Annotated in this window: 25 protein-coding genes and 2 pseudogenes; 18 read left to right on the top strand and 9 right to left on the bottom strand. The window is 35.2% G+C overall.

The window, feature by feature from the left end; all coding sequences use genetic code 11:
• The first annotated feature begins 11 nt into the window (after positions 1-11).
• A pseudogene (locus CER22_RS18010) lies at positions 12-707 on the top strand (hypothetical protein).
• Positions 708-805: 98 nt separating this feature from the next.
• Complete coding sequence (locus CER22_RS18005; RefSeq protein WP_088064563.1) at positions 806-1,228, top strand: VOC family protein; 423 nt, start codon at positions 806-808, stop codon at positions 1,226-1,228.
• A 266-nt stretch (positions 1,229-1,494) separates the two neighbouring features.
• On the opposite strand, the gene CER22_RS18000 is transcribed toward CER22_RS18005, so the two are convergent.
• Positions 1,495-1,953: a universal stress protein gene (locus tag CER22_RS18000; RefSeq protein WP_001066680.1), complete on the bottom strand. Its 459-nt coding sequence runs from the start codon at positions 1,951-1,953 to the stop codon at positions 1,495-1,497.
• Positions 1,954-2,100: 147 nt separating this feature from the next.
• Between CER22_RS18000 and CER22_RS17995 the strand changes: the two genes are divergently transcribed.
• Both CER22_RS17995 and ald read left to right on the top strand, forming a co-directional pair.
• Positions 2,101-2,892, top strand: a complete 792-nt coding sequence (locus tag CER22_RS17995; RefSeq protein WP_060486605.1) for an SDR family oxidoreductase — start codon at positions 2,101-2,103, stop codon at positions 2,890-2,892.
• A gap of 212 nt (positions 2,893-3,104) precedes the next feature.
• A complete protein-coding gene (gene ald, locus CER22_RS17990) occupies positions 3,105-4,238 on the top strand; it encodes an alanine dehydrogenase (RefSeq protein ID WP_046956217.1) in 1,134 nt (377 codons plus the stop codon).
• Between the two features lie 51 nt (positions 4,239-4,289).
• Here ald and CER22_RS17985 read toward each other — a convergent pair whose 3' ends face one another.
• Together CER22_RS17985 and CER22_RS17980 are read right to left on the bottom strand one after the other, a co-directional pair.
• Complete coding sequence (locus CER22_RS17985) at positions 4,290-4,715, bottom strand: hypothetical protein (protein ID WP_087985399.1); 426 nt, start codon at positions 4,713-4,715, stop codon at positions 4,290-4,292.
• Positions 4,712-4,927 (bottom strand): helix-turn-helix transcriptional regulator, encoded by a 216-nt coding sequence (locus tag CER22_RS17980; RefSeq protein WP_000594567.1) that lies wholly within the window; start codon positions 4,925-4,927, stop codon positions 4,712-4,714. The genes CER22_RS17985 and CER22_RS17980 overlap by 4 nt, the downstream gene beginning before the upstream one ends.
• A 180-nt stretch (positions 4,928-5,107) precedes the next feature.
• Here CER22_RS17980 and CER22_RS17975 point away from each other — a divergent pair, with 180 nt between their 5' ends.
• From CER22_RS17975 to CER22_RS17950, 6 genes and pseudogenes are all read left to right on the top strand, one after another.
• The gene (locus CER22_RS17975) at positions 5,108-5,536 is read left to right on the top strand and encodes a hypothetical protein (RefSeq protein ID WP_088064561.1); all 429 of its coding nucleotides are present in this window, start codon (positions 5,108-5,110) and stop codon (positions 5,534-5,536) included.
• A 44-nt stretch (positions 5,537-5,580) separates the two neighbouring features.
• Positions 5,581-5,913 (top strand): cupin domain-containing protein, encoded by a 333-nt coding sequence (locus CER22_RS17970; protein ID WP_088609298.1) that lies wholly within the window; start codon positions 5,581-5,583, stop codon positions 5,911-5,913.
• Positions 5,910-6,698, top strand: coding sequence for a GNAT family N-acetyltransferase (locus CER22_RS17965; protein WP_088609297.1), 789 nt, complete (start codon positions 5,910-5,912; stop codon positions 6,696-6,698). Before CER22_RS17970 ends, CER22_RS17965 begins: the two co-directional genes overlap by 4 nt.
• A gap of 2 nt (positions 6,699-6,700) precedes the next feature.
• The gene (locus CER22_RS17960) at positions 6,701-7,045 is read left to right on the top strand and encodes a DUF6176 family protein (protein WP_088609296.1); all 345 of its coding nucleotides are present in this window, start codon (positions 6,701-6,703) and stop codon (positions 7,043-7,045) included.
• An 86-nt stretch (positions 7,046-7,131) separates the two neighbouring features.
• Positions 7,132-7,322, top strand: a pseudogene (locus CER22_RS33685) (anti sigma factor C-terminal domain-containing protein); the annotation flags it as partial.
• Positions 7,323-7,385: 63 nt separating this feature from the next.
• On the top strand, positions 7,386-7,592 hold the full coding sequence (locus CER22_RS17950; RefSeq protein WP_001248904.1) for a hypothetical protein: 207 nt from the start codon (positions 7,386-7,388) through the stop codon (positions 7,590-7,592).
• Between the two features lie 13 nt (positions 7,593-7,605).
• Here CER22_RS17950 and CER22_RS17945 read toward each other — a convergent pair whose 3' ends face one another.
• The gene (locus CER22_RS17945) at positions 7,606-8,433 is read right to left on the bottom strand and encodes a DUF2785 domain-containing protein (RefSeq protein ID WP_088609295.1); all 828 of its coding nucleotides are present in this window, start codon (positions 8,431-8,433) and stop codon (positions 7,606-7,608) included.
• A 90-nt stretch (positions 8,434-8,523) separates the two neighbouring features.
• Between CER22_RS17945 and CER22_RS17940 the strand changes: the two genes are divergently transcribed.
• Positions 8,524-8,901 (top strand): hypothetical protein, encoded by a 378-nt coding sequence (locus tag CER22_RS17940; RefSeq protein ID WP_088609294.1) that lies wholly within the window; start codon positions 8,524-8,526, stop codon positions 8,899-8,901.
• Positions 8,902-8,941: 40 nt separating this feature from the next.
• On the opposite strand, the gene pepQ is transcribed toward CER22_RS17940, so the two are convergent.
• Positions 8,942-10,039 carry a Xaa-Pro dipeptidase gene (gene pepQ, locus CER22_RS17935; RefSeq protein WP_000994030.1) on the bottom strand — a complete coding sequence of 366 codons (1,098 nt, stop codon included), beginning with the start codon at positions 10,037-10,039 and terminating at the stop codon, positions 8,942-8,944.
• A gap of 149 nt (positions 10,040-10,188) precedes the next feature.
• Between pepQ and CER22_RS17930 the strand changes: the two genes are divergently transcribed.
• Entirely contained in the window at positions 10,189-10,872 is a 684-nt protein-coding gene (locus CER22_RS17930) for a metal-dependent hydrolase (protein ID WP_060486546.1), read from the top strand.
• 40 nt (positions 10,873-10,912) lie between these two features.
• On the opposite strand, the gene CER22_RS33105 is transcribed toward CER22_RS17930, so the two are convergent.
• Positions 10,913-11,074: a hypothetical protein gene (locus CER22_RS33105; RefSeq protein WP_060486545.1), complete on the bottom strand. Its 162-nt coding sequence runs from the start codon at positions 11,072-11,074 to the stop codon at positions 10,913-10,915.
• A 244-nt stretch (positions 11,075-11,318) separates the two neighbouring features.
• Between CER22_RS33105 and CER22_RS17920 the strand changes: the two genes are divergently transcribed.
• The 4 genes from CER22_RS17920 (at position 11,319) to CER22_RS17905 (ending at position 14,533) form a co-directional block, all read left to right on the top strand.
• Positions 11,319-12,632 carry a CBS domain-containing protein gene (locus CER22_RS17920; protein ID WP_000201566.1) on the top strand — a complete coding sequence of 438 codons (1,314 nt, stop codon included), beginning with the start codon at positions 11,319-11,321 and terminating at the stop codon, positions 12,630-12,632.
• A gap of 147 nt (positions 12,633-12,779) precedes the next feature.
• Positions 12,780-13,103 (top strand): hypothetical protein, encoded by a 324-nt coding sequence (locus CER22_RS17915; protein WP_088064555.1) that lies wholly within the window; start codon positions 12,780-12,782, stop codon positions 13,101-13,103.
• Between the two features lie 135 nt (positions 13,104-13,238).
• On the top strand, positions 13,239-14,180 hold the full coding sequence (locus CER22_RS17910; RefSeq protein ID WP_088609293.1) for a phosphotransferase enzyme family protein: 942 nt from the start codon (positions 13,239-13,241) through the stop codon (positions 14,178-14,180).
• An 89-nt stretch (positions 14,181-14,269) separates the two neighbouring features.
• Positions 14,270-14,533 carry a DUF3949 domain-containing protein gene (locus CER22_RS17905; RefSeq protein WP_061677033.1) on the top strand — a complete coding sequence of 88 codons (264 nt, stop codon included), beginning with the start codon at positions 14,270-14,272 and terminating at the stop codon, positions 14,531-14,533.
• Between the two features lie 17 nt (positions 14,534-14,550).
• Here CER22_RS17905 and CER22_RS17900 read toward each other — a convergent pair whose 3' ends face one another.
• Complete coding sequence (locus CER22_RS17900; RefSeq protein WP_001144772.1) at positions 14,551-14,847, bottom strand: YtpI family protein; 297 nt, start codon at positions 14,845-14,847, stop codon at positions 14,551-14,553.
• Between the two features lie 237 nt (positions 14,848-15,084).
• Between CER22_RS17900 and CER22_RS17890 the strand changes: the two genes are divergently transcribed.
• Entirely contained in the window at positions 15,085-16,017 is a 933-nt protein-coding gene (locus CER22_RS17890; RefSeq protein WP_087985387.1) for a DHH family phosphoesterase, read from the top strand.
• A 51-nt stretch (positions 16,018-16,068) separates the two neighbouring features.
• Here the strand turns inward: CER22_RS17890 and ytrI are convergent, their stop codons facing one another.
• Positions 16,069-16,572, bottom strand: coding sequence for a sporulation membrane protein YtrI (gene ytrI / locus CER22_RS17885; RefSeq protein WP_046958744.1), 504 nt, complete (start codon positions 16,570-16,572; stop codon positions 16,069-16,071).
• Positions 16,569-16,982: a YtrH family sporulation protein gene (locus CER22_RS17880; RefSeq protein ID WP_073516695.1), complete on the bottom strand. Its 414-nt coding sequence runs from the start codon at positions 16,980-16,982 to the stop codon at positions 16,569-16,571. Before CER22_RS17880 ends, ytrI begins: the two co-directional genes overlap by 4 nt.
• Positions 16,983-17,024: 42 nt before the next feature.
• On the opposite strand from CER22_RS17880, the gene dnaE reads away from it, so the two are divergent.
• Entirely contained in the window at positions 17,025-20,351 is a 3,327-nt protein-coding gene (gene dnaE, locus CER22_RS17875) for a DNA polymerase III subunit alpha (protein ID WP_088609291.1), read from the top strand.
• The last annotated feature ends 86 nt before the right edge of the window (positions 20,352-20,437 follow it).

Raw genomic sequence — 20,437 nt, 5'->3', positions numbered from 1 at the left:
AGGAATGGAAAATGAGACGTATTTATTTTATAGGGATAATTTTGTACACGCTAATTGTGTTACATGTTGCATTCCCAAATATCTTTTCATTTGAGGATGTAGAAACAGTACACGTTGGGATATTTATCTTTATTCTATTTGTAGTAGATTGCTGTATTTCGATATGGCTTTCGAAAAGAAAACATGTACAAGATAAAAAAGAAATGGAACGGAAAAAGAGAAAACGTTCATTTTGGATGACGACGTATTGTTTTTCTTTAGTGATAGCTGCTGTTTTTTTTAGTGAGCATATTCCGTTAGAAAGATTAAATATTGGATTTGGAGCGTTCGTATTTGCATACTATTTTTTCGTGCACTTTCTTCCTTATATGAAAGAAAAGCGAGGAGAAGAGGAAAATCCGCTTGTAGAAGAAGCGAGAGAGCAAGAGCATAAGAGAATAGAAGAAGATATACAGAAGCTCGGGGAACAAAAATGATATTTGAAATCTAAAATTATATATGTTCTTTGCTTTATTACGCCGCCAATCGGTTATTTGTATGTATTCTTGCTTCGTAAAAAAATGACAGAAGATGCACGACAATCGTATTTAATGGTTGCGACTATCATGATGGCATTATGGTCTTTGAAGTTCTTACCGCCATATGTATTTGAAGTAGCTGTTGTAGTGGTTGTTTGTTTTGTATTTATAGTGAAGTATGTGAAATGAAGAAAAACAAGAGCCTGTGTTATTAAGCTAATAGATAGATTAAAGCAAGAAATGTTATACTATAATTTGCTTATTCAGTAATAATAGGAGGGATAATAATGGTTCAATCAATAGTTCATATCGCATTAGTAGTAAAAGACTACGATGAGGCAATAGAGTTCTATACAAAGAAACTAAATTTCACACTAGTCCAAGATATATATCAGCCAGAGCAAAACAAAAGATGGGTAGTGGTATCTCCTCCTGGTTCAGTCGGCACCACAATATTACTGGCTAGAGCATCTAAACCTGAGCAAGATTCCTTTATCGGTAACCAATCAGGCGGCAGAGTTTTTCTTTTCTTAAATACTGACGATTTTTGGAGAGATTATAATGAAATGATTTCAAGAGGAATAGAATTTGTGAGAGAGCCGAAAGAGCAAGAATATGGAATAGTTGCAGTATTCAAGGATTTGTACGGGAATTTATGGGATTTGTTACAACTAAAAGATGACCATCCAATTACTCAAAGAATTAAGTAGAATACAGTTTAAACTTGATTAGAAAATCAATTAAAAAATGAGGATTTTAAAATCCATGTAAGAGTGGAGAAAAACAGAGAAGATTTATTTTTATGAGTAAAATGAAACATCTTTATTCTTCTTACACATTCGTGAAAAAAAGGAGTGGATTACCCACTCCTTTTTTATCATTGTTGAGCAACATGTATTTATTGTTCATTCAAGCCTAAAGCTTCATTTCCCTTATCCACCAGTAAAACATGTGGACTTGGTGTTTTATTTATGAATTAAAGATCACCTTGCTCCTCATCACCACGAACAACAAGGACATCGCATTTCGCATAGCGAATAATATGTTCAGAGACGCTACCAATTAGGAAACGCTCAACAGCATTTAAACCAGTTGCACCACACATAATTAAATCTACTTTATGGTTTGGAGCGATTTCTTTTGAAATTTTAGATTTAGGATTACCAAATTCTAATACAGTTTCAATTTTTTCAAGGCCAGCTTCAAGCGCAGTTTTTTTGTAGTCTTCTAATAAGTCTTCTGCAAATAGATTTGCACGTTCAGCAATTGCGCGGCTATAAGCTTCTACTGCTGAGTATGCTTTTACATCAACGATATGAGCAATTGTTAATGTTGCATTGTTGCGTTTTGCGACTTGAATTGCTTTTTTAAAAGCTCTTTCTGCTTCTTTAGAACCATCCACCGCGATTAAAATATTTGTATATGTATTATTCATAGTAAATTCCTCCCAATCATTTTTATTACCGTTTACAACTTTATTATAAAGCAAATTTTGGTAATGTGCTTGCCAGAAACGTTACAGAATTTTGAAAACTTTGCTTTAATTCATTTTAGTTGTAATTGAGGCGAGAACTTGTTACATATGAAGTATAGCAATTTAAAAGGAGGCATGTTTGTGAGACACGCGCTCATTACAGCCGGTACGAAAGGTTTAGGAAAGCAAGTAACAGAAAAGTTATTGGCTAAAGGGTATTCAGTAACAGTAACATATCATAGCGATATAACTGCTATGGAAACGATGAAAGAAACATATAAAAATATGGAAGAGCGTCTACAATTCGTGCAAGCGGATGTCACGAAAAAGGAAGATTTACATAAAATAGTAGAAGAAGCGATAAGCCGTTTTGGTAAAATTGACTTTTTAATTAATAATGCTGGTCCATATGTATTTGAACGAAAAAAGTTAGTCGATTATGAAGAAGACGAATGGAATGAAATGATTCAGGGTAATTTAACAGCGGTATTTCATTTATTAAAACTTGTCGTTCCGGTTATGAGAAAACAGAACTTTGGCCGTATTATTAATTACGGATTCCAAGGGGCAGATAGCGCACCGGGATGGATTTATCGTTCAGCTTTTGCAGCAGCGAAAGTAGGACTTGTTTCATTAACGAAAACAATTGCTTACGAAGAAGCAGAATATGGTATTACTGCAAATATGGTATGTCCTGGTGATATTATTGGTGAAATGAAAGAAGCGACAATTCAAGAAGCACGTCAATTGAAAGAACATAAAACACCAATTGGTAGATCTGGAACAGGTGAAGATATCGCAAGAACGATTTCGTTTTTATGTGAAGACGATTCCGATATGATTACCGGTACAATTATTGAAGTAACTGGTGCAGTAGATGTTATTCATAGACATCGATAGAGCGAAATAAGGTGAAGTTTTGAATAATTGGACAGTTTATCCTTTACGCTGAGAGGTGCGGATAATACTGTCCTTTAATGTAAGATTAAATCTATCGGAAAACTTGTATTATTTTTTGTCAAATATTGAGATATTATGTTAAAATATAAGAGCGTAGAAAGCGCTTTAAAAATGATTCAGGGGTCATTTCATAACTCAAGGGGGAACTAATAATGCGTATCGGTATTCCAACAGAAATTAAAAATAATGAAAACCGTGTGGCAATGACGCCAGCGGGAGCGGTACATTTAGTACAAAATGGTCATGAAGTTTTTGTTCAAAAAGGATCAGGTATAGGATCAGGCTTTACAGATGAAGAATACGTACAAGCTGGTGCGAAACTTGTTGAAACTGCTGAAGAAGCATGGAATCAAGATATGGTTATGAAGGTAAAAGAGCCAGTTGCAAGTGAATACGGCTATTTCCGCGAAGGTTTAATTTTATTCACATACTTACACTTAGCTCCAGAACCAGAATTAACGAAAGCATTAATTGATAACAAAGTTGTATCAATTGCATACGAAACAGTGCAATTAGACAATCGTTCTTTACCATTACTTGCACCTATGAGTGAAGTAGCTGGTCGTATGTCTGCACAAATCGGTGCACAATTCCTTGAGAAAAACAAAGGCGGTAAAGGTATTTTACTTGCAGGCGTTCCAGGGGTAAAACGCGGCAAAGTAACAATTATCGGCGGTGGTCAAGCTGGTACAAACGCAGCTAAGATTGCAGTAGGTTTAGGTGCAGATGTAACAATCATTGACTTAAGTGCAGAGCGTCTTCGTCAACTAGATGACATTTTCGGTAACCAAGTAAAAACGTTAATGTCTAATCCATACAACATTGCAGAAGCTGTAAAAGAATCTGACCTTGTTATTGGAGCGGTATTAATTCCAGGTGCAAAAGCGCCAAAACTTGTAACAGAAGAAATGATTCAATCAATGGAACCAGGTTCTGTCGTTGTAGATATCGCGATTGACCAAGGTGGTATTTTCGAAACAACTGACCGTATTACAACTCACGACAACCCAACTTACGAAAAACATGGCGTTGTTCATTATGCAGTTGCTAATATGCCAGGAGCAGTTCCACGTACATCAACTCTTGCATTAACAAACGTAACGGTACCATATGCAGTACAAATTGCGAACAAAGGCTACAAAGATGCTTGCTTAGGTAACACTGCATTACTAAAAGGTATTAACACATTAGATGGATATGTAACATTCGAAGCAGTTGCAGAAGCTCACGGCTTACAATACGCTGATGCGAAAGAGCTTCTTGAAAAAGCTCCTGCTTTATCATAATAGAAATACATGTAAGCCCCTCCTTTTGTAAGGAGGGGCTTTTTATTTAGGCTAATTGTCTAGTTTCTTTACAATTTTCAATCCGAACATCATTGTAAAGAAAAGAATGCCGAATAAGTAATACAAGGCATACTCAACTCGTATCATCGAATTTTTGTCAGTGATATATAAAATAAATAGTATCGCAGAACCGATTAAATGAGAGAGACCAAAAATTTGCGCCATAAGTTTTAAACTCATCTTCTCGATTCTTTCATCCATCTCAGGTAATGGATATTTTTCGGGATCGCTCTTTTTTTTCTTAAAGAATATTTGTTTCACTACGAATAGTATCGAGTCTAAGAGTATAAATACGCCAGCGAATAGAAGGACAGAAGTAATTTTTTCTTCATCATTACTAGTGAAATAAAGAAAAGTTGAACCTAACAATAAAAAGGTAAGATGCGAAATGAACTTTTGATTAAAAGGGTTTTTCATTCTTTTTCCTCCCCAGTTTTATCTAATTGAAATAAATCTTCTACTTTACAGTTGAAAAACTCACATAATTTCAATGCTAATTCTAAACTCGGGTTGTATTTATTCTTCTCGATAGCGATGAGGGATTGTCTAGTGATTTGAACAGAGGAAGCTAATTGTTCTTGGGTGATGTCTCTAACGACGCGGAATTGTTTCACCTTATTTTTAATCAAATATACAAAGTCTCCTTTTTGTAAATTTGTTACATTTACTATATCCATTTTTAGGTAATAAGTAAATAAAACTTTACAAAAAGTAAACAAAACTTTACGTGAAATATAGCTTGTTATAATGTTATTTTTTTTGTGATAATTTGGAATTAAATGAAAAAAGAAGTCGAAAGAGGAGATTTAATGGGGAGTAAAAAGCGGAAGAAAAGGCAAGTTAAAAGACAAAAGTATATGAAGAAAAAACAGGAACAGAACATACCTCTATCACAAAAAATAGTCATTATGATAGAGAAAACATTTCGGTATATTTGTATGGCTCTGTATGTAATTTTGTGTCTTTATTCAGCTAGGGTGTTTTACAGTTTTGGGATAACACCCAATATTATTGAGAATGTTTTTGGGTATCTCCTTGTCGCAATAGAGCTAGTCTTATTCTTTATATTATTTAATAAAGTGTGGCCTAGTTATGAAAGTAAGAACGATAAGCAAAGAAAAATGAGAAAAAAATCTTCAGATGCTTCAAGCTCATCAAGTGGATTCGGTGACTACAGTAGCAACGATTGTAGCAGCTCAAGTGATAGTGGAGGAGATTGCGGAGGTGGTGGAGACTAAGTTGTTTTTTCAGAAGAACGACTAATGAAAGGGTGGGACGAAAGATGGAAACTGTGAACTTAATAGAATTAACAAAGGACATTCAAGATCAACATAAAAACTTCGTCGTTTCAAATGTAAATAGTCATTGCTTACGAATCGCTGTAGTTACTGGTGAATATGATTGGCACTATCATTCTAATTCGGATGAATTATTCATTGTGCTAGAGGGAGAATTACTTATCGATTTTGAAGATGGAGAAACAGCAGTTTTAAAGCCGGATGATTCTATCTTAATTCCAGCATGCACGATTCATAGAACGAGAGCATTAAAGAGAACAGTAAATCTTTGTTTTGAAAATATAGAAGCTGATACGATTAAAGTGGAGCAGTTATGAAAAAATTATCTGTAGCTGAGTATAGAAAAATCTTTCCGATTTTAGAAAGTCATACAAAAACGACGACGTTTGCTTATGCGGTATGTGATCAAATGATAGATGGTGAAGTTTTTACAAACGAGAAGTTAACAGCAGGGTTAATTCGTACAGCTAACGGTATCTATTATGTATTTGGTGATACGGATGATCACAATTATAACGAATATTTATTTGCGTATTTAAAAATGGCTATTGAAAAAACAGAGAAGAGATTTACATTGTTCACTTCGAGTGACGAGTGGGAAATGAAGTTAGAAGAGCGTTTTAGTAATACACTTCGGAACATCCTGCGAATGAAATTTCAACGAGAAATTTTTGAAGAGAGAGAACGAGATGCAAACAAAAATACATATGAAGTGAAGCGTATTGATAAAAGTGATATAGAACGAAGCAATGAATTTACAGAGGTGTATTATAAAGAATATTGGGGATCAACTGAAGCATTTTTAAATAATGGCTTTGGATTTTGTATAGAACAAGATGGGATGATTGTAGCTGAATGTGTTTCGATATTTAATGGGAATGGATTTGCTGAAATTGATATTGTGACGCATGAATCATATCAAGGAAAAGGATTAGCACAAGCTGTTGCAACGCGGTTTATTGAACATTGCATGCAAAATGATATTACACCGTGCTGGGATTGTTATGTAGACAATATTCCTTCGCAAAAACTAGCTAGTAAATTAAGTTTTAATCATCCAATAGAATATAGATTGTTTGTACGCAAGAAAACGGGGGAATAAAAATGAATGTAGAGTTAACGAGATTCAAAGTGAAACAAGGTAAAAGTCAGTGTGTAGATGCATGGATGCAGCTTCTTAATGACAATATGAAAGAAGTGCTTTTGACACTAAACGACGAAAAGATGTACGTTGAGACAATTTTCCGGGAAATAAGAGATGGAGAAGAATACTTATATTGGTATTCTGTGCAAGGAGAAGGCGGGGCTCTTGTCGAAAATTCTCATCATGAAATTGATAAAAAGCACTTAGAATTTTGGCATGAATGTATTGATGAAGAAGCACCATCTGTTGATATGAAAACAGAGGTTGTTATGATTCAAGATGTTGTGAAGGACGTGATGAAATAATAGAATAGTATTTTTGAGAGAAGCGCATCAAGGTAGGTGTGCTTTTTATTTTGAAAAAAAATTTGAAGAAAAGCTGTATTTAGATATCTTTAAGTGAAAATAAGGGGGGTATCAAAAGTATTTTAGGGAAAACTATAATGAGATGAAAAACTTTGTAGTAAAAGACTTATAAATATACGGTGTAGTCGTAACAGGTAAAACAGAGGATTTACAAAGTTTACAAGGAATACCGTATATTAAGGCTGCTGTTAGAGGTGTAACAGTTGAGAAATATTGATTACAAGAGATTAATGTGAATAATCAGAAAATTTATGTTATAATATGGGAAAAGGAGGTTAATATGAGGCAAATACATGGAGCAATTTATATTTACATAACAATGTTTTTCGTGGCGATATCTTATGGATTAGGGCACGTGTATTCGCATCCTATACTAACTTTTTTAAGCGGAGCATGTATGGCGTTTGCGATTCTTGTCCACCTTTTCTCAGTTTGGATCGTGAAATTTCAATTAAATATTAGTGAAATAGAAGAAGGCACTTTTTGAGTGGCCTTCTTTTTTAATAATATTTTGGAAGCTCTCGTAGCAATTTTTCAATTTCGCATTCGGTTTCTTCACATATAGAAAGTGTACGTAGTCTGAAAAATAAGCTGCGTAGGAAAGATTTTATATTTCCGTATAGAAACTCGTATGATTCAATATGTAGTGTTTGTTTTTGGACTGGTAATTGAGCTACTAAGTCATGAAGGGCTAATATGAGTACGTCTTCCTTTAGACTATTTTGTAGCATTGAGACAATCGGATAAACGAGTCGCTCGTCTTCTTCATATTTGTAGTAAATAGAATGGACACAAACTTTGTTTAATAAAGTTTGTAATATTTCTTCGTAATGTAAAGTTTCCAGTTTAGGACTACGAACAAGCGCTTCAAATGTATCAGAGGCATGAGCGATACTATGTGCCCAGCCGTGGTCTTGCACATATCCACGGAAATCATGTTCATTGTTCATATATAGAATCAATTGATCTTTTACAGTTAAAATATCATTCCGTGATAAGAAATTATATTTTGTATCGGCATCAATAATGAGCGCAATTAATAATGTTGTAAATGCGCGGGTAAATACAGCATCTTCGTCATCCGAATGAATTTTATACAATAAATATTTTTCACTCATGCTTTCTAATAATAGTTTCTGTAATTGTGTGTGTGAAATGTATTCCTTTTTGATGAGATGAAAAAAAGTAGAGTAAATAAGTTTGTCTCTTAAATAGCTATCAGTAACACCGATATGCTCAAGCATATTGGAGCTTAAAGAATCAATGTTAAGTGTGTTATCCAATATGTAATTATTATTACGAATTTTTTCTAACTGTTGTTGTAACATATAAACCTCCTGTTTTAGAAAATTCTGTATTTTTATAATATAATAAGAGGAAGAAATAGACAATAAATAATTGCTTTTGAATGGAGGGGCATGATGAAGAGAGCATTAGTCTTTTTTATAAGTATTTTCTTTTTAGGGAGTTGTTCGATTTCGTATGTTACTTTTTCTAGCGAGAGCAAAAGTTGGACGGGGCAATATAAAGGATATATTAAGGACGACAGTGAAGATGGAATGTTTACGTTTCAGTATAAGGGCGGGGATGGGAATACAGAATTTAAAAATTTAGAGATTGCTATTAATGGATCCTTTAGCACAATGACACAAACGTCAGAAAATCATAAAGGAGCAAAGGTTGAAATGAAGTCTTCTTGTGTCAGTTGTACGCCCCTATCCAAAGATGAACCGATAGCGGTTGTGATTAAATGGGATGATAAGTATGAGGAGAAGATGGTGTTAAATTTGAAATAGTAGAGAAATAAAAAAGGCAGCAATCACGCTGCCTTTTTTATTATTTCACAAATTGTAATTCTTTCGGGAATTTCGTTAAAATTTCTGATCCGTCTTTTGTGATGTAAATATCATCTTCAATACGAACGCCACCTACGTTTGGTACGTAAATACCTGGCTCGATTGTGAAGACCATACCTTCTTTTAATGGAGACTCGTTACCAGCTTTTACATCTGGATATTCGTGTACGCTAATTCCAAGTCCGTGACCAAGGCGGTGTGGGAAGAAGTCCCCGTAACCTGCATCTGCGATAACAGAACGAGCAGCGTTGTCGATTGCGCCAAGTGTAACACCTGGTTTACATGCTTCAACTGCTTGTAGTTGTCCAGCAAGTACTGTGTTATAAATGCGAGTTTGTTCTTCAGAAATTTCACCGAATGCCACTGTACGTGTAATGTCAGAGCAATAACCTTCAATGATTACGCCTAAATCAAATAGTACGAAATCGCCGCGTTTCATTTTATTTGCACCTGGAATACCGTGTGGAAGAGCAGAGTTTGCACCTGCTAATACCATCGTATCAAATGACATTTTATGTATGCCTTTTGTTTTTAATTCGTGTTCAATAATTGCTAATACTTCTAGCTCACTACGATCTTCTTTTATTGCATTTACACCAACTTCAACAGCGTAGTCCGCCATTTTAGCTGCTTCGCGTAAAATAGAAAGTTCTTTTTCATCTTTAATTAAACGAAGTTCACGAACTTTTTCCTCAGCTGATTTGAAAGCTGCATTTGGGAATAACTTTGTTAATTCTTCGTAGCGTTCTACGTTTAAATGTTCTTTTTCAATTGCAACTGCATTTGCATTGATGCCGCGGTCTTTAATTGCTTTTGCAATCATATCCCATGGTCTGTCAGTATCAGTAAATCCGATAATTTCATGTGCCCAGCCAGCGTTACGCGCTTGACCTTCTTCCATTTTAGGGCAAATTAAAATAGGCTCTTTTTCTTGGAATACAAACATACCAAGAAGTCTTTCATGTGGTTCACAGTGGAAGTTTGTCATGTAGAAGACGTTCGGTGTAGAAGTTAAGAACGCAGCTTCTACGTTTTTTTCTTTTAGCCATTGCATTAAATTTTCTAATCTAGCATTCATCGATTGGCACCCCCGAGATATTTAATTACAAATATAACTTTACATCGGAAGAAAGCGTTATGACAAGTAAATAGATGTTAGAAAAGACAGGGAATTGAAAAATCATGTAGAATAAAAAATGAGAATGTGAATAGGGGAGGAATGTAGTAATGAAAGTATCTTATCACGGGCATTCAGTTGTAAAGATTGAAACGAATGGAAAAGTGATTTTAATTGATCCATTTTTAACTGGAAATCCGACAACGGATTTAAAGGCTGAAGATGTCAAAGTAGATGTAATTCTTTTATCGCATGGACATGGTGATCATGTTGGAGATACAGTAGAGCTTGCGAAGAAAAATAATGCAGTTGTTGTGGCACCATTTGAACTAGCGACATTTTTAAGTTGGCAAGGTGTAAATACACATCCGATGCATATTGGTGGTTCGCATGAATTTGACTTCGGAAAAGTGAAGTTTACACAAGCATTCCACGGTTCTAGTTATATTGATGAAGAAAATAAGACGATTACATATACAGGTATGCCAGCAGGTATTTTATTTACAGCAGAAGAGAAAACTGTATACCATGCAGGAGATACCGCTCTATTCTCTGATATGAAATTAATTGGGGAACTGAATAACATTGATATAGCATTTTTACCAATTGGCGATAATTTCACAATGGGGCCAGAAGATGCTGTTTTAGCAGCAAAATGGGTTCAGGCGAAAACTGTTGTGCCGATGCATTACAATACGTTCCCAGTAATTGAACAAGACCCATATCAATTTGTAGAAAAGCTACAAAATTGTACAGGAAAAGTATTAGAAGCTGGAGAAAGTATTACACTATAGAAAAGAAACCCTTCATTTGAAAAGACAAGTGAAGGGTTTTTTACGTGTGTAGGACAGCTTTTAAAGGTTGTACTTGTTTTGATGATTTTTTTCTTTTTGGAAGTGGCTGTTCAGGTGTTTCATTCAATTCCATTGCAACTTTTTTTCCATCTACGAAAGCTAAAAATACAGCACCTACAACTTCTAATAATTTTTTCATCATATATCCGCTCCTTTGTTTCATTTCTTGTCTTCATTGTATATTGAAGCGGCTGGACAAACTATCGAACGAGATGACAATACCATTACATTGTTGTAATAGAAGAAGTAGTGTAATGTAAGGCGTATTTTGTTATAAAAAAAATAGTACAGATATATAAAGAGAGAGTGTAACAGTTTTGAAAATATAGTATACTGAAAATACAACACATGAAGAATTTAGGGAAAAGAAAGTATGGTGAAACCATTTGGCTACCAAGCATAACCAAATTTTAGAACATATTAATGGCCTGCCAGTAGGGCATAAAATTTCTGTAAGGCAAATTGCGAAAGATTTGAGTGTAAGTGAAGGGACAGCTTACCGTGCAATTAAAGATGCAGAAAATAAAGGATATGTTAGTACGATTGAACGTGTCGGAACAATTCGAATTGAACAAAAGAAGAAAGAGAATATTGAAAAGCTGACATATGCAGAAGTCGTTAACATTGTCGATGGTCAAGTACTTGGGGGCAGAGAGGGCCTACATAAAACGTTAAATAAATTCGTAATCGGGGCAATGAAATTAGAAGCGATGATGCGCTATACAGAAGCTGGAAACTTACTTATTATCGGTAACCGTACGAACGCACATCAATTAGCGTTAGAAGCCGGAGCTGCGGTATTAATTACGGGCGGATTTGATACGGAAGATCATGTGAAGAAATTAGCAGACGAATTAAAACTGCCGATTATTTCAAGTAGTTACGATACATTTACAGTTGCGACGTTAATTAACCGTGCAATTTACGATCAGCTTATTAAGAAAGAAATTGTCCTCGTTGAAGATATTTTAACGCCAATTGAAGAGACGTTATATTTAAAGCCGAATGATACAGTGCAGCAATGGCATGCGTACAATGAAGAAACGATGCATGGACGTTATCCAATTGTTGATGAAAATAAAAAGGTGTTAGGTATCGTAACTTCAAAAGATATGATTGGTGTCGTGAAAGAAACACCAATTGATAAAGTGATGACAAAGCATCCAATTACGGTAAACGGTAAAATGTCTGTCGCAGCTGCAGCACGTATGATGGTGTGGGAAGGTATTGAGTTACTTCCAGTTGTTGATGAAGGAAATAAACTGCAAGGAATTATTAGTCGTCAAGATGTACTTCAGGCGCTACAAATGATTCAGCGTCAACCACAAGTCGGCGAAACAATCGATGATATTGTAACGAATCAATTTATGACGCCGAAAGAAGCGAAAAATGAACATTTATATCAATTTTCAGTGACGCCGCAAATGACGAATTCAATCGGAACGTTATCTTACGGTGTATTCACAACAATTGTGACGGAAGCAACGAATCGCGTTATTCGTGCGCAAAAGAAGAGTGATTTAATTGTTGAGAACTTAACAATTTATTTCGTAAAACCAGTTCAAATTGACAATGTTGTATCGGTTCATCCGAAAGTATTAGAAATTGGACGTAAATTTGGTAAGGTTGATGTAGAAGTGCATCATGAAGGTAATGTTGTCGGGAAAGCATTACTTATGGTGCAGTTGATCGATAAGTAAAAAGATGGAGCAGACCGCTTTGGTTTGTTCCATTTTTTTATTTAAAAGGATAGAAACAAAAATAAATAGCGTATCATTTCATATGTATAATAAAAATACTGAAAAATTCGAAGATGCGGAAATGGCATAGCGATAAGGAGGAAGTGAATGGGCGGAATCATTTTCTTTTTAGTGGTCGTATGTTTCATCATTATTCATGTTTTAACGCATAGAAGAATGAATGCTATTAAAAAGAGGTTGTATTTTGTAAGTTTGACTCTTGCTAGTATAGGTGCCTTGATTCCTATATCAGGAGAAAATGAGCCGGATTTTCTTTACTTTGGTGTACCAGCTGAAACGTTTGTTTATTATGGTGTGTGGGAATGTTGGTTTAATCCATTAGGTTTTTTCTTTAACTTTATTTTGTTTTATTGGATTTTGAAGCTATTGTTTAAGTTACGTAAGAGTTCGGATAGAGAAGTGAAAAAATAGAAGGATATGTATGAGTACGGATAGAAAATTGGTTGTTAGTTGATAAGAAAGCTTACGCTACTAATCATTAAGAGATAATAATAGTGTAATTGGATAGGGAAACTACGCTTCACTATATGAACTAGGGGGAGAAGAATGGATTTTCACATTAAAGAGCAGTTATGTAAGCAATATAATTTTAATAGTTTTACGAAAGTTTCATTGTTACATGGGGGAGAAAATCAAACATATATATTAGAATCGGACAAAAATAAATTTGTAGTGAGGCAGTATAGAGAGGGACGTTATACAGCCGAGCAAATAGAAGCTGAAATACATTGGTTAATAGCGATACAAAAACAAATGTTAGTACCAGAAGTAGTTGTCAATAAAAGTGGTGATTTGATCACACCTATTATGAAAGATGAAGGAAATATCCAGTATTTTGTTGTCTTTAGGTTTATAAACGGAAGTGAAATTTTAGAACCAAGGGATAGGGACTATGAAAAACTCGGATCATTAATGCGAAAGTTTCATGAAAAAACAAATGAAGTGCTCAAAAGAGTGCCGCAAACTTGGAGAGGTTATGAAAGGCCTATATATAGTGAGCAAAAGATAATCCACGAGCCTTTACAACGATTACTAAATGCTTCATTTCTATCGCATGCGGATAAGCATAAATGCATAAGAATTGCAGAAAGAATACAAGAACTCGCAAATTCAACTCAACTAGGAGAAAAACAATTTGTTCACGGTGATATGCATTTTGGAAATATTCTTGTAGACAAAGAGGATTGGTATTTACTTGATTTTGATGAATGTGGATTTGGGTATAAAGAGTTTGATATTGGTGTTCCGAGATTGCATTTAATTGCTTCGGGACAGTTAGAAGACGTATGGGAGAATTTTATGATGGGATATGGGGAAAGTATTTCAGAACCAGCCATTCGACTTGGGACTGCTTCGAGAATTTTTTATATGGCGGGAAAGATTCCATTAAGGCTTGATATCGAGCCTATTAGAAAAGATCCCGGTGCTTTTATTCGGCGATATGTTCAGTATGCTGAAGAGGAATTATGTGGTGAGACAATTGTATAACTAAAAAACAGAATATTAATTTAATTAGAATTTATACTATGTTACAATTGAATTGTAAGGAAATGGATTTTAGGAAGGTGGTATGCAATATGTCATCAGAAGTGCTCTTCTTTGGTGGAATCGCACTATTTTACTTTCTTGTGATGATACCGTTTCAATATTTATACTTACAAGGTTTACATGAAAAAAAGAAACGAACAGGATTATCTCAGCGAGAACTATATGAAAAAATGTCTTTTGAGGAAGAACAATTACATTTTCATGTACAAGGCAACCCCTTTAATATACCTTCTGCTTTTGTTGCATATATGATTTTAAAAGTTAGGGGACGTAAAAAAGCATCACAATATTGATGCTTTTTTATGTTGCTTCAGACAGATTCAGCTTCTTCAACTGCTAATGGTAAGAAATGTTTGTATTGGCGAAATCCATTAAATACACTTGCACTACCAAATAGAACAAATAAAACACCAACGATAATTCGAGCGGTTGAAAGTTCTAAAAAGAATTGGTTTATCCCAAAGAATAAGACGAATGAACCAAGTGCCATTGCGGATTTTCCTGAGAGCCAACCTTTCTCCATTGGGCGGTTTGTACGAAAGTATTTTGTTTTGTAAAAGAGGTACAACATAAATGAGACGATAATACAGAAGACTAATACTGGCATAATGCACGCTCCCATCGCTTTGTGAAAAATAATGGTAGAGAAAAAGAAATATCTAAACTTTCTAACTTTTATTATAAAGCAATTGTTCGCATGTATGAAATACTTTCCGTTATAATGGAGGATAAAGTGAAACTTTAATTAGTGTGAGGATGTTTCTACGCTAATGATTTGCCCGCACCAATCGGGCTTTTACTGCACGTTAAAGTGAAGAAGTTGAGTAAAAAGGAGATTATACATATGCATGAGCAAATTTTAAGAGCAATTAAAGAGTTTGATACAATTATTATTCATCGTCATGTGCGTCCAGATCCAGATGCGTTAGGTTCACAGGGAGGTCTTGGCACAATTCTACAAGAATCGTTTCCAGAGAAAAATATTTATACGGTTGGGTACAATGAACCTTCACTAGAATATTTACGAGTAATGGATGATATTGAAGATAGTGTATATGAAAATGCACTTGTTATCGTATGTGATACTGCGAACCAAGAACGTGTTGACGATCAACGCTATGCAAAAGGGAAGATGTTAATTAAAATTGATCATCATCCGAATGAAGATCCGTACGGAGATATTACGTGGGTAGATACGACAGCAAGTTCTACAAGTGAAATGATTTATGAGTTTTACAGTTATGGAAAAGATAAAGGATTACAGATAACGAAAGAAGCAGCTCGTCTTATTTTAGCGGGTATTGTTGGGGATACAGGTCGTTTCTTATTCCCGAATACAACAGCGAAAACACTTCGTTATGTAAGTGAGCTTGTTGATATGGATGTGAAGTTCACAGATTTATATAATGAAATGTATAAGACGAAAGAAAAGATTGCTCGTTTAAACGGCTATATTTTACAAAACTTTACGATGGTAGAAGAAGGAGCAGCTTACATTAAATTAACGAAAGAAGTGTTAGAAAAGTTTGATGTACTTCCTTCTGAGGCATCCGGTGTTGTTGGAGCACTTGGTAATATTGATGGATTAAAGTCGTGGGTTCTATTTTTAGAGGAAGACGATGTGATTCGTGTTCGTCTTCGTTCAAAAGGACCAGTGATAAATAAATTAGCAATGCAATATAATGGCGGAGGGCATCCGATGGCTTCTGGTGCAAAAGCATCTTCTTGGGAAGAAGCGGATCGTCTTTTTGCTGATTTACGTGAGTTGTGTAGATAAGAGATTATATATGAGAACGAAAAGAAGGAGCGGCGCTAAAGCCCTCCTTCTTTATTTTTCTTTCTCTATCGTAATGCTAATTTCAAGCACTGTATCAAAAGATATCGTATCGACTTTGAAACGGTATAGCCGATCGTAATGTTTGTACGTTTTGTTTTCGATTACCTTTTTGAGTAGGTCTTTATTTTTTGCTATACTTTGAATGTTTTTCGTTAAAAGATGTTGGAGGTCATTATGGATAGACGTAGTCATATTTTCGAGTGTAAGGTTGTCTAAATCGTATTTTTCTCGATTTATAAGTTTTATTTTAATCTCTTGAATAGTTAAGAGGCGTTTATTTTCTGTATTCAATTTTTCTTGATCTTCGAGAAGGACGTGGAGCTTTGCTTCTTGTTTTTCTATAATTTCTCGTTGCTCTGCTATTTTACTAGCTTGTTCTTCTTGAAAAACACCGTATATGTACAAAAAAACAAACCAGCTCAACACGCCTCCAACAGCAGCACCAGCTAAAACTAAATACCATTTTTTTGCTGTATTGGCACTTGGTACTCTCATACATGTTCCTGCGTTAGCCATTTAATAATGGTAAGACCTGTTTGCATACCACCCGTTGCGAAAAAAATAAGGAGAATTTGTTTTACAATATCTTTCATATCTCCGCCAAAGAAACTTCTTTCAAAGCTATAAAAAGTATCAAATGTTCCGCCAATTGCTGCAACGAGTGCCCAGATTCTTAAATTTTGGGCGAATTGATTAATGTAAGTTAGAGTTGGTTTTCCGATAAGAAATGCACCAAATCCACCAATTAATGAACCACCAAGTATCACCCCAAAGGCAATAAAATAACTAATAATAAGCAGAGAGAAAAAAGTATGTTCTCTTACATCCATCGTCATTCCCCTTTCTTCTTCATATATATGGACAAAGTATAAGAAGTATGTTTTGATTTCCGCTTTCCTCATCACCTATAATAAAAGTAGTCAGATTGGTAAAGAGAGGGTACAACAGTGAAGTTTGTGCATTTACAATGTCAAACCGTTTTTAGTTTATTAAAAAGTGCTTGTAAAATTGATGAGCTTGTAGTCAGGGCGAAAGAACTTGGTTTTTCGTCACTCGCTATTACGGACGAAAATGTTATGTATGGCGTTATTCCGTTTTATAAAGCATGTAAGAAACATGGTATACAGCCTATTATCGGCTTAACAGCTTCTATTTTTAGTGAAGAAGAGGAAAAATCTTATCCGCTTGTTTTACTTGCTGAAAATGAAATGGGCTATCAAAATTTATTAAAGATTTCTAGTAGCATTATGACGAAGTCAAAAGAAGGTATTCCGAAAAAGTGGCTTGCCCATTATGCGAAAGGATTAATTGCTATTTCACCAGGTAAAGATGGGGAAATTGAACAATTATTATTAGAAGACAAAGAGAGTCAAGCTGAAGAAGTAGCTCGCATGTATCAAAGTATGTTCGACAATTTTTATATGAGTTTGCAGCATCATGCGATTCAAGATGAACTGCTCCTGCAAGAGAAATTACCTGCATTTATGAGTAGGATAAATGTTCCAGTCGTTGCAACAAACGATGTACGCTACATCAATCAAAGTGACGCACTTGTTCATGAGTGCTTATTATCTGTTGAAAGTGGAACGAAAATGACTGATCCAGATAGACCAAGGTTGAAAACTGATCAATATTATTTAAAATCATCAGATGAAATGGAAGCACTATTTTCTCACGTAGAAGAAGCGATTTATAACACAATAGAAATTGCAGAACGTTGCAGAGTAGAAATACCGTTTCATATAAATCAATTACCGAAATTTCCTGTTCCAGCTAACGAGACGAATGATATGTATTTACGCCGCGTTTGTGAAGAAGGCTTGCAGAAACGATATGGTACGCCGAAAGAAGTACATATAAAGCGTTTGAATCATGAATTAAACGTTATTTCTAGTATGGGGTTTAGTGATTATTTCCTCATCGTGTGGGATTTTATGAAGTATGCGCATGAAAATCATATTTTAACAGGACCAGGACGTGGATCGGCAGCCGGCTCACTCGTTTCTTACGTGTTAGAAATTACAGATATTGATCCGATTGAATACGATCTATTATTTGAAAGATTTTTAAATCCTGAACGTGTGACACTTCCAGATATTGATATCGATTTTCCAGATATAAGACGTGATGAGATGATTCGATATGTGAAAGATAAATATGGTCAGCTGCGTGTTGCGCAAATTGTAACGTTCGGGACGCTTGCAGCGAAAGCGGCAATTAGAGATATTGCGCGTGTAATGGGGCTTCCGCCGCGAGACATTGACATATTCTCAAAACTTATCCCATCAAAGCTTGGTATAACGTTAAAAGATGCATATGAGGAATCGCAATCACTCCGTGAGTTTATACAAGGGAATCTGTTACATGAGCGTGTGTTTGAAATTGCAAAACGTGTAGAAGGCTTACCACGTCATACGTCTATTCATGCAGCTGGCGTTATTATGAGCCAAGAGCCGTTAACCGGAAGTGTTGCAATACAAGAAGGGCATAACGATGTGTATGTTACGCAATACCCAGCTGATGCATTAGAAGAACTTGGTTTGTTAAAGATGGATTTTTTAGGATTACGTAATTTAACGTTACTTGAAAATATTATAAAGTTTATCGTGAAAAAGACGGGGACACAAATTGATTTAAGAAATTTACCACTTCAAGATGAAAAGACGTTCCAATTGTTAGGTAGAGGGGATACAACAGGTGTATTCCAGCTTGAATCAGGTGGTATGCGAAATGTACTTCGCGGGTTAAAACCGAATGAATTTGAAGATATTGTCGCTGTTAACTCGTTATATAGACCAGGACCAATGGAACAGATTCCAACCTTTATTGAATCAAAGCACGGAAAAAGAAAAATTGAATATTTACATCCGGATTTAAAGCCAATTTTAGAAAGAACATACGGTGTAATTGTATACCAAGAACAAATTATGCAAATTGCGTCGAAGTTGGCGGGATTCTCGCTCGGAGAAGCAGATTTATTACGCCGAGCAGTGAGTAAAAAAAATCGTGATATTTTAGATCAGGAGCGTAAGCATTTTGTACAAGGCTGTTTACAAAATGGTTATGACGAGACATCCGCAGAGAAAATTTACGATTTAATTGTAAGATTTGCGAATTACGGTTTTAACCGAAGTCACGCTGTAGCCTACAGTATGATTGGATATCAGCTTGCTTACTTAAAAGCGAATTATACGCTGGAATTTATGACAGCATTATTATCAAGTGCAATTGGAAATGAAGATAAGATTGTGCAGTATATACGAGAAACGAAGCGGAAAGGTTTTCACGTTTTGCCGCCGTCTCTTCAGAGAAGTGGTTACAATTTCCAAATAGAAGGTAATGCGATACGTTACAGCTTACTTTCAATTCGAAACATCGGAATGGCTACAGTGACAGCATTACTCGAAGAACGAGAGAAAAAAGTATTTGAAGATTTATTTGAATTTTGTCTTCGCATGCCATCAAAGTTTGTAACAGAGCGAAATTTAGAGGCGTTCGTCTGGTCTGGGTGTTTTGACGATTTTGGTGTTTCGAGAACAAATTTATGGAAAAGCCTTAAAGGAGCGTTAGAGTACGCAAATCTTGCACGTGATTTAGGAGATGCTGTTCCAAAATCAAAATACGTGCAAGGAGAAGAGCTCTCTTTTATTGAACAGTTAAATAAAGAGAAGGAAGCACTAGGTTTTTATTTATCAAGCTATCCGACAGCGCAGTATGTGAAGTTAGCGAAAGAATTAGAAATTCCATCTCTTGCTCAGGCAATGCGACATAAGAAAAAAGTACAAAGGGCTATCGTGTATATAACAAGCGTGAGAGTGATTCGTACGAAAAAGTTGCAAAAGATGGCGTTTATTACATTTTGTGATCAAAACGATGAAATGGAAGCAGTTCTTTTCCCTGAAACATATATACATTTCTCAGATAAGTTACAAGAAGGAGCAATTGTTTTGGTTGACGGCATGATTGAGCTTAGAAATCATAAGTTGCAATGGATTGTAAATGGACTATATCCGTTAGAAGAAATGGATGTGTATGAAGAAAAGAAAGATGCATCTGTTTACGTGAAATTGTCGTCTCAGTATGAGAAAAAGCTTTTAAATCAGGTTACTAAAATATTGTTTGACTATTCAGGTTTTGCGAAAGTACTAATTTATTATGAAAAGGAACATAAAATGGTACAATTGTCTCGAAGTTTATCGATTCATCCAAGTGAAGAATGTTTAGGAGCACTTCGTGAAATTGTCGGGGAAGAAAATGTAGTTGTGAAAATATAATGGACAATTTCCCTACACTTCGATTATTATAGTAGTAGTGTTCGTGGTCAGACCACTTGGAGAAATTGATATCAGCTAGAATAATT

The sequence above is a fragment of the Bacillus sp. K2I17 genome (genome assembly GCF_002209985.1).
GTDB classification, from domain to species: domain Bacteria; phylum Bacillota; class Bacilli; order Bacillales; family Bacillaceae_G; genus Bacillus_A; species Bacillus_A wiedmannii.
This window is presented reverse-complemented; position numbering and strand designations above follow the sequence as displayed.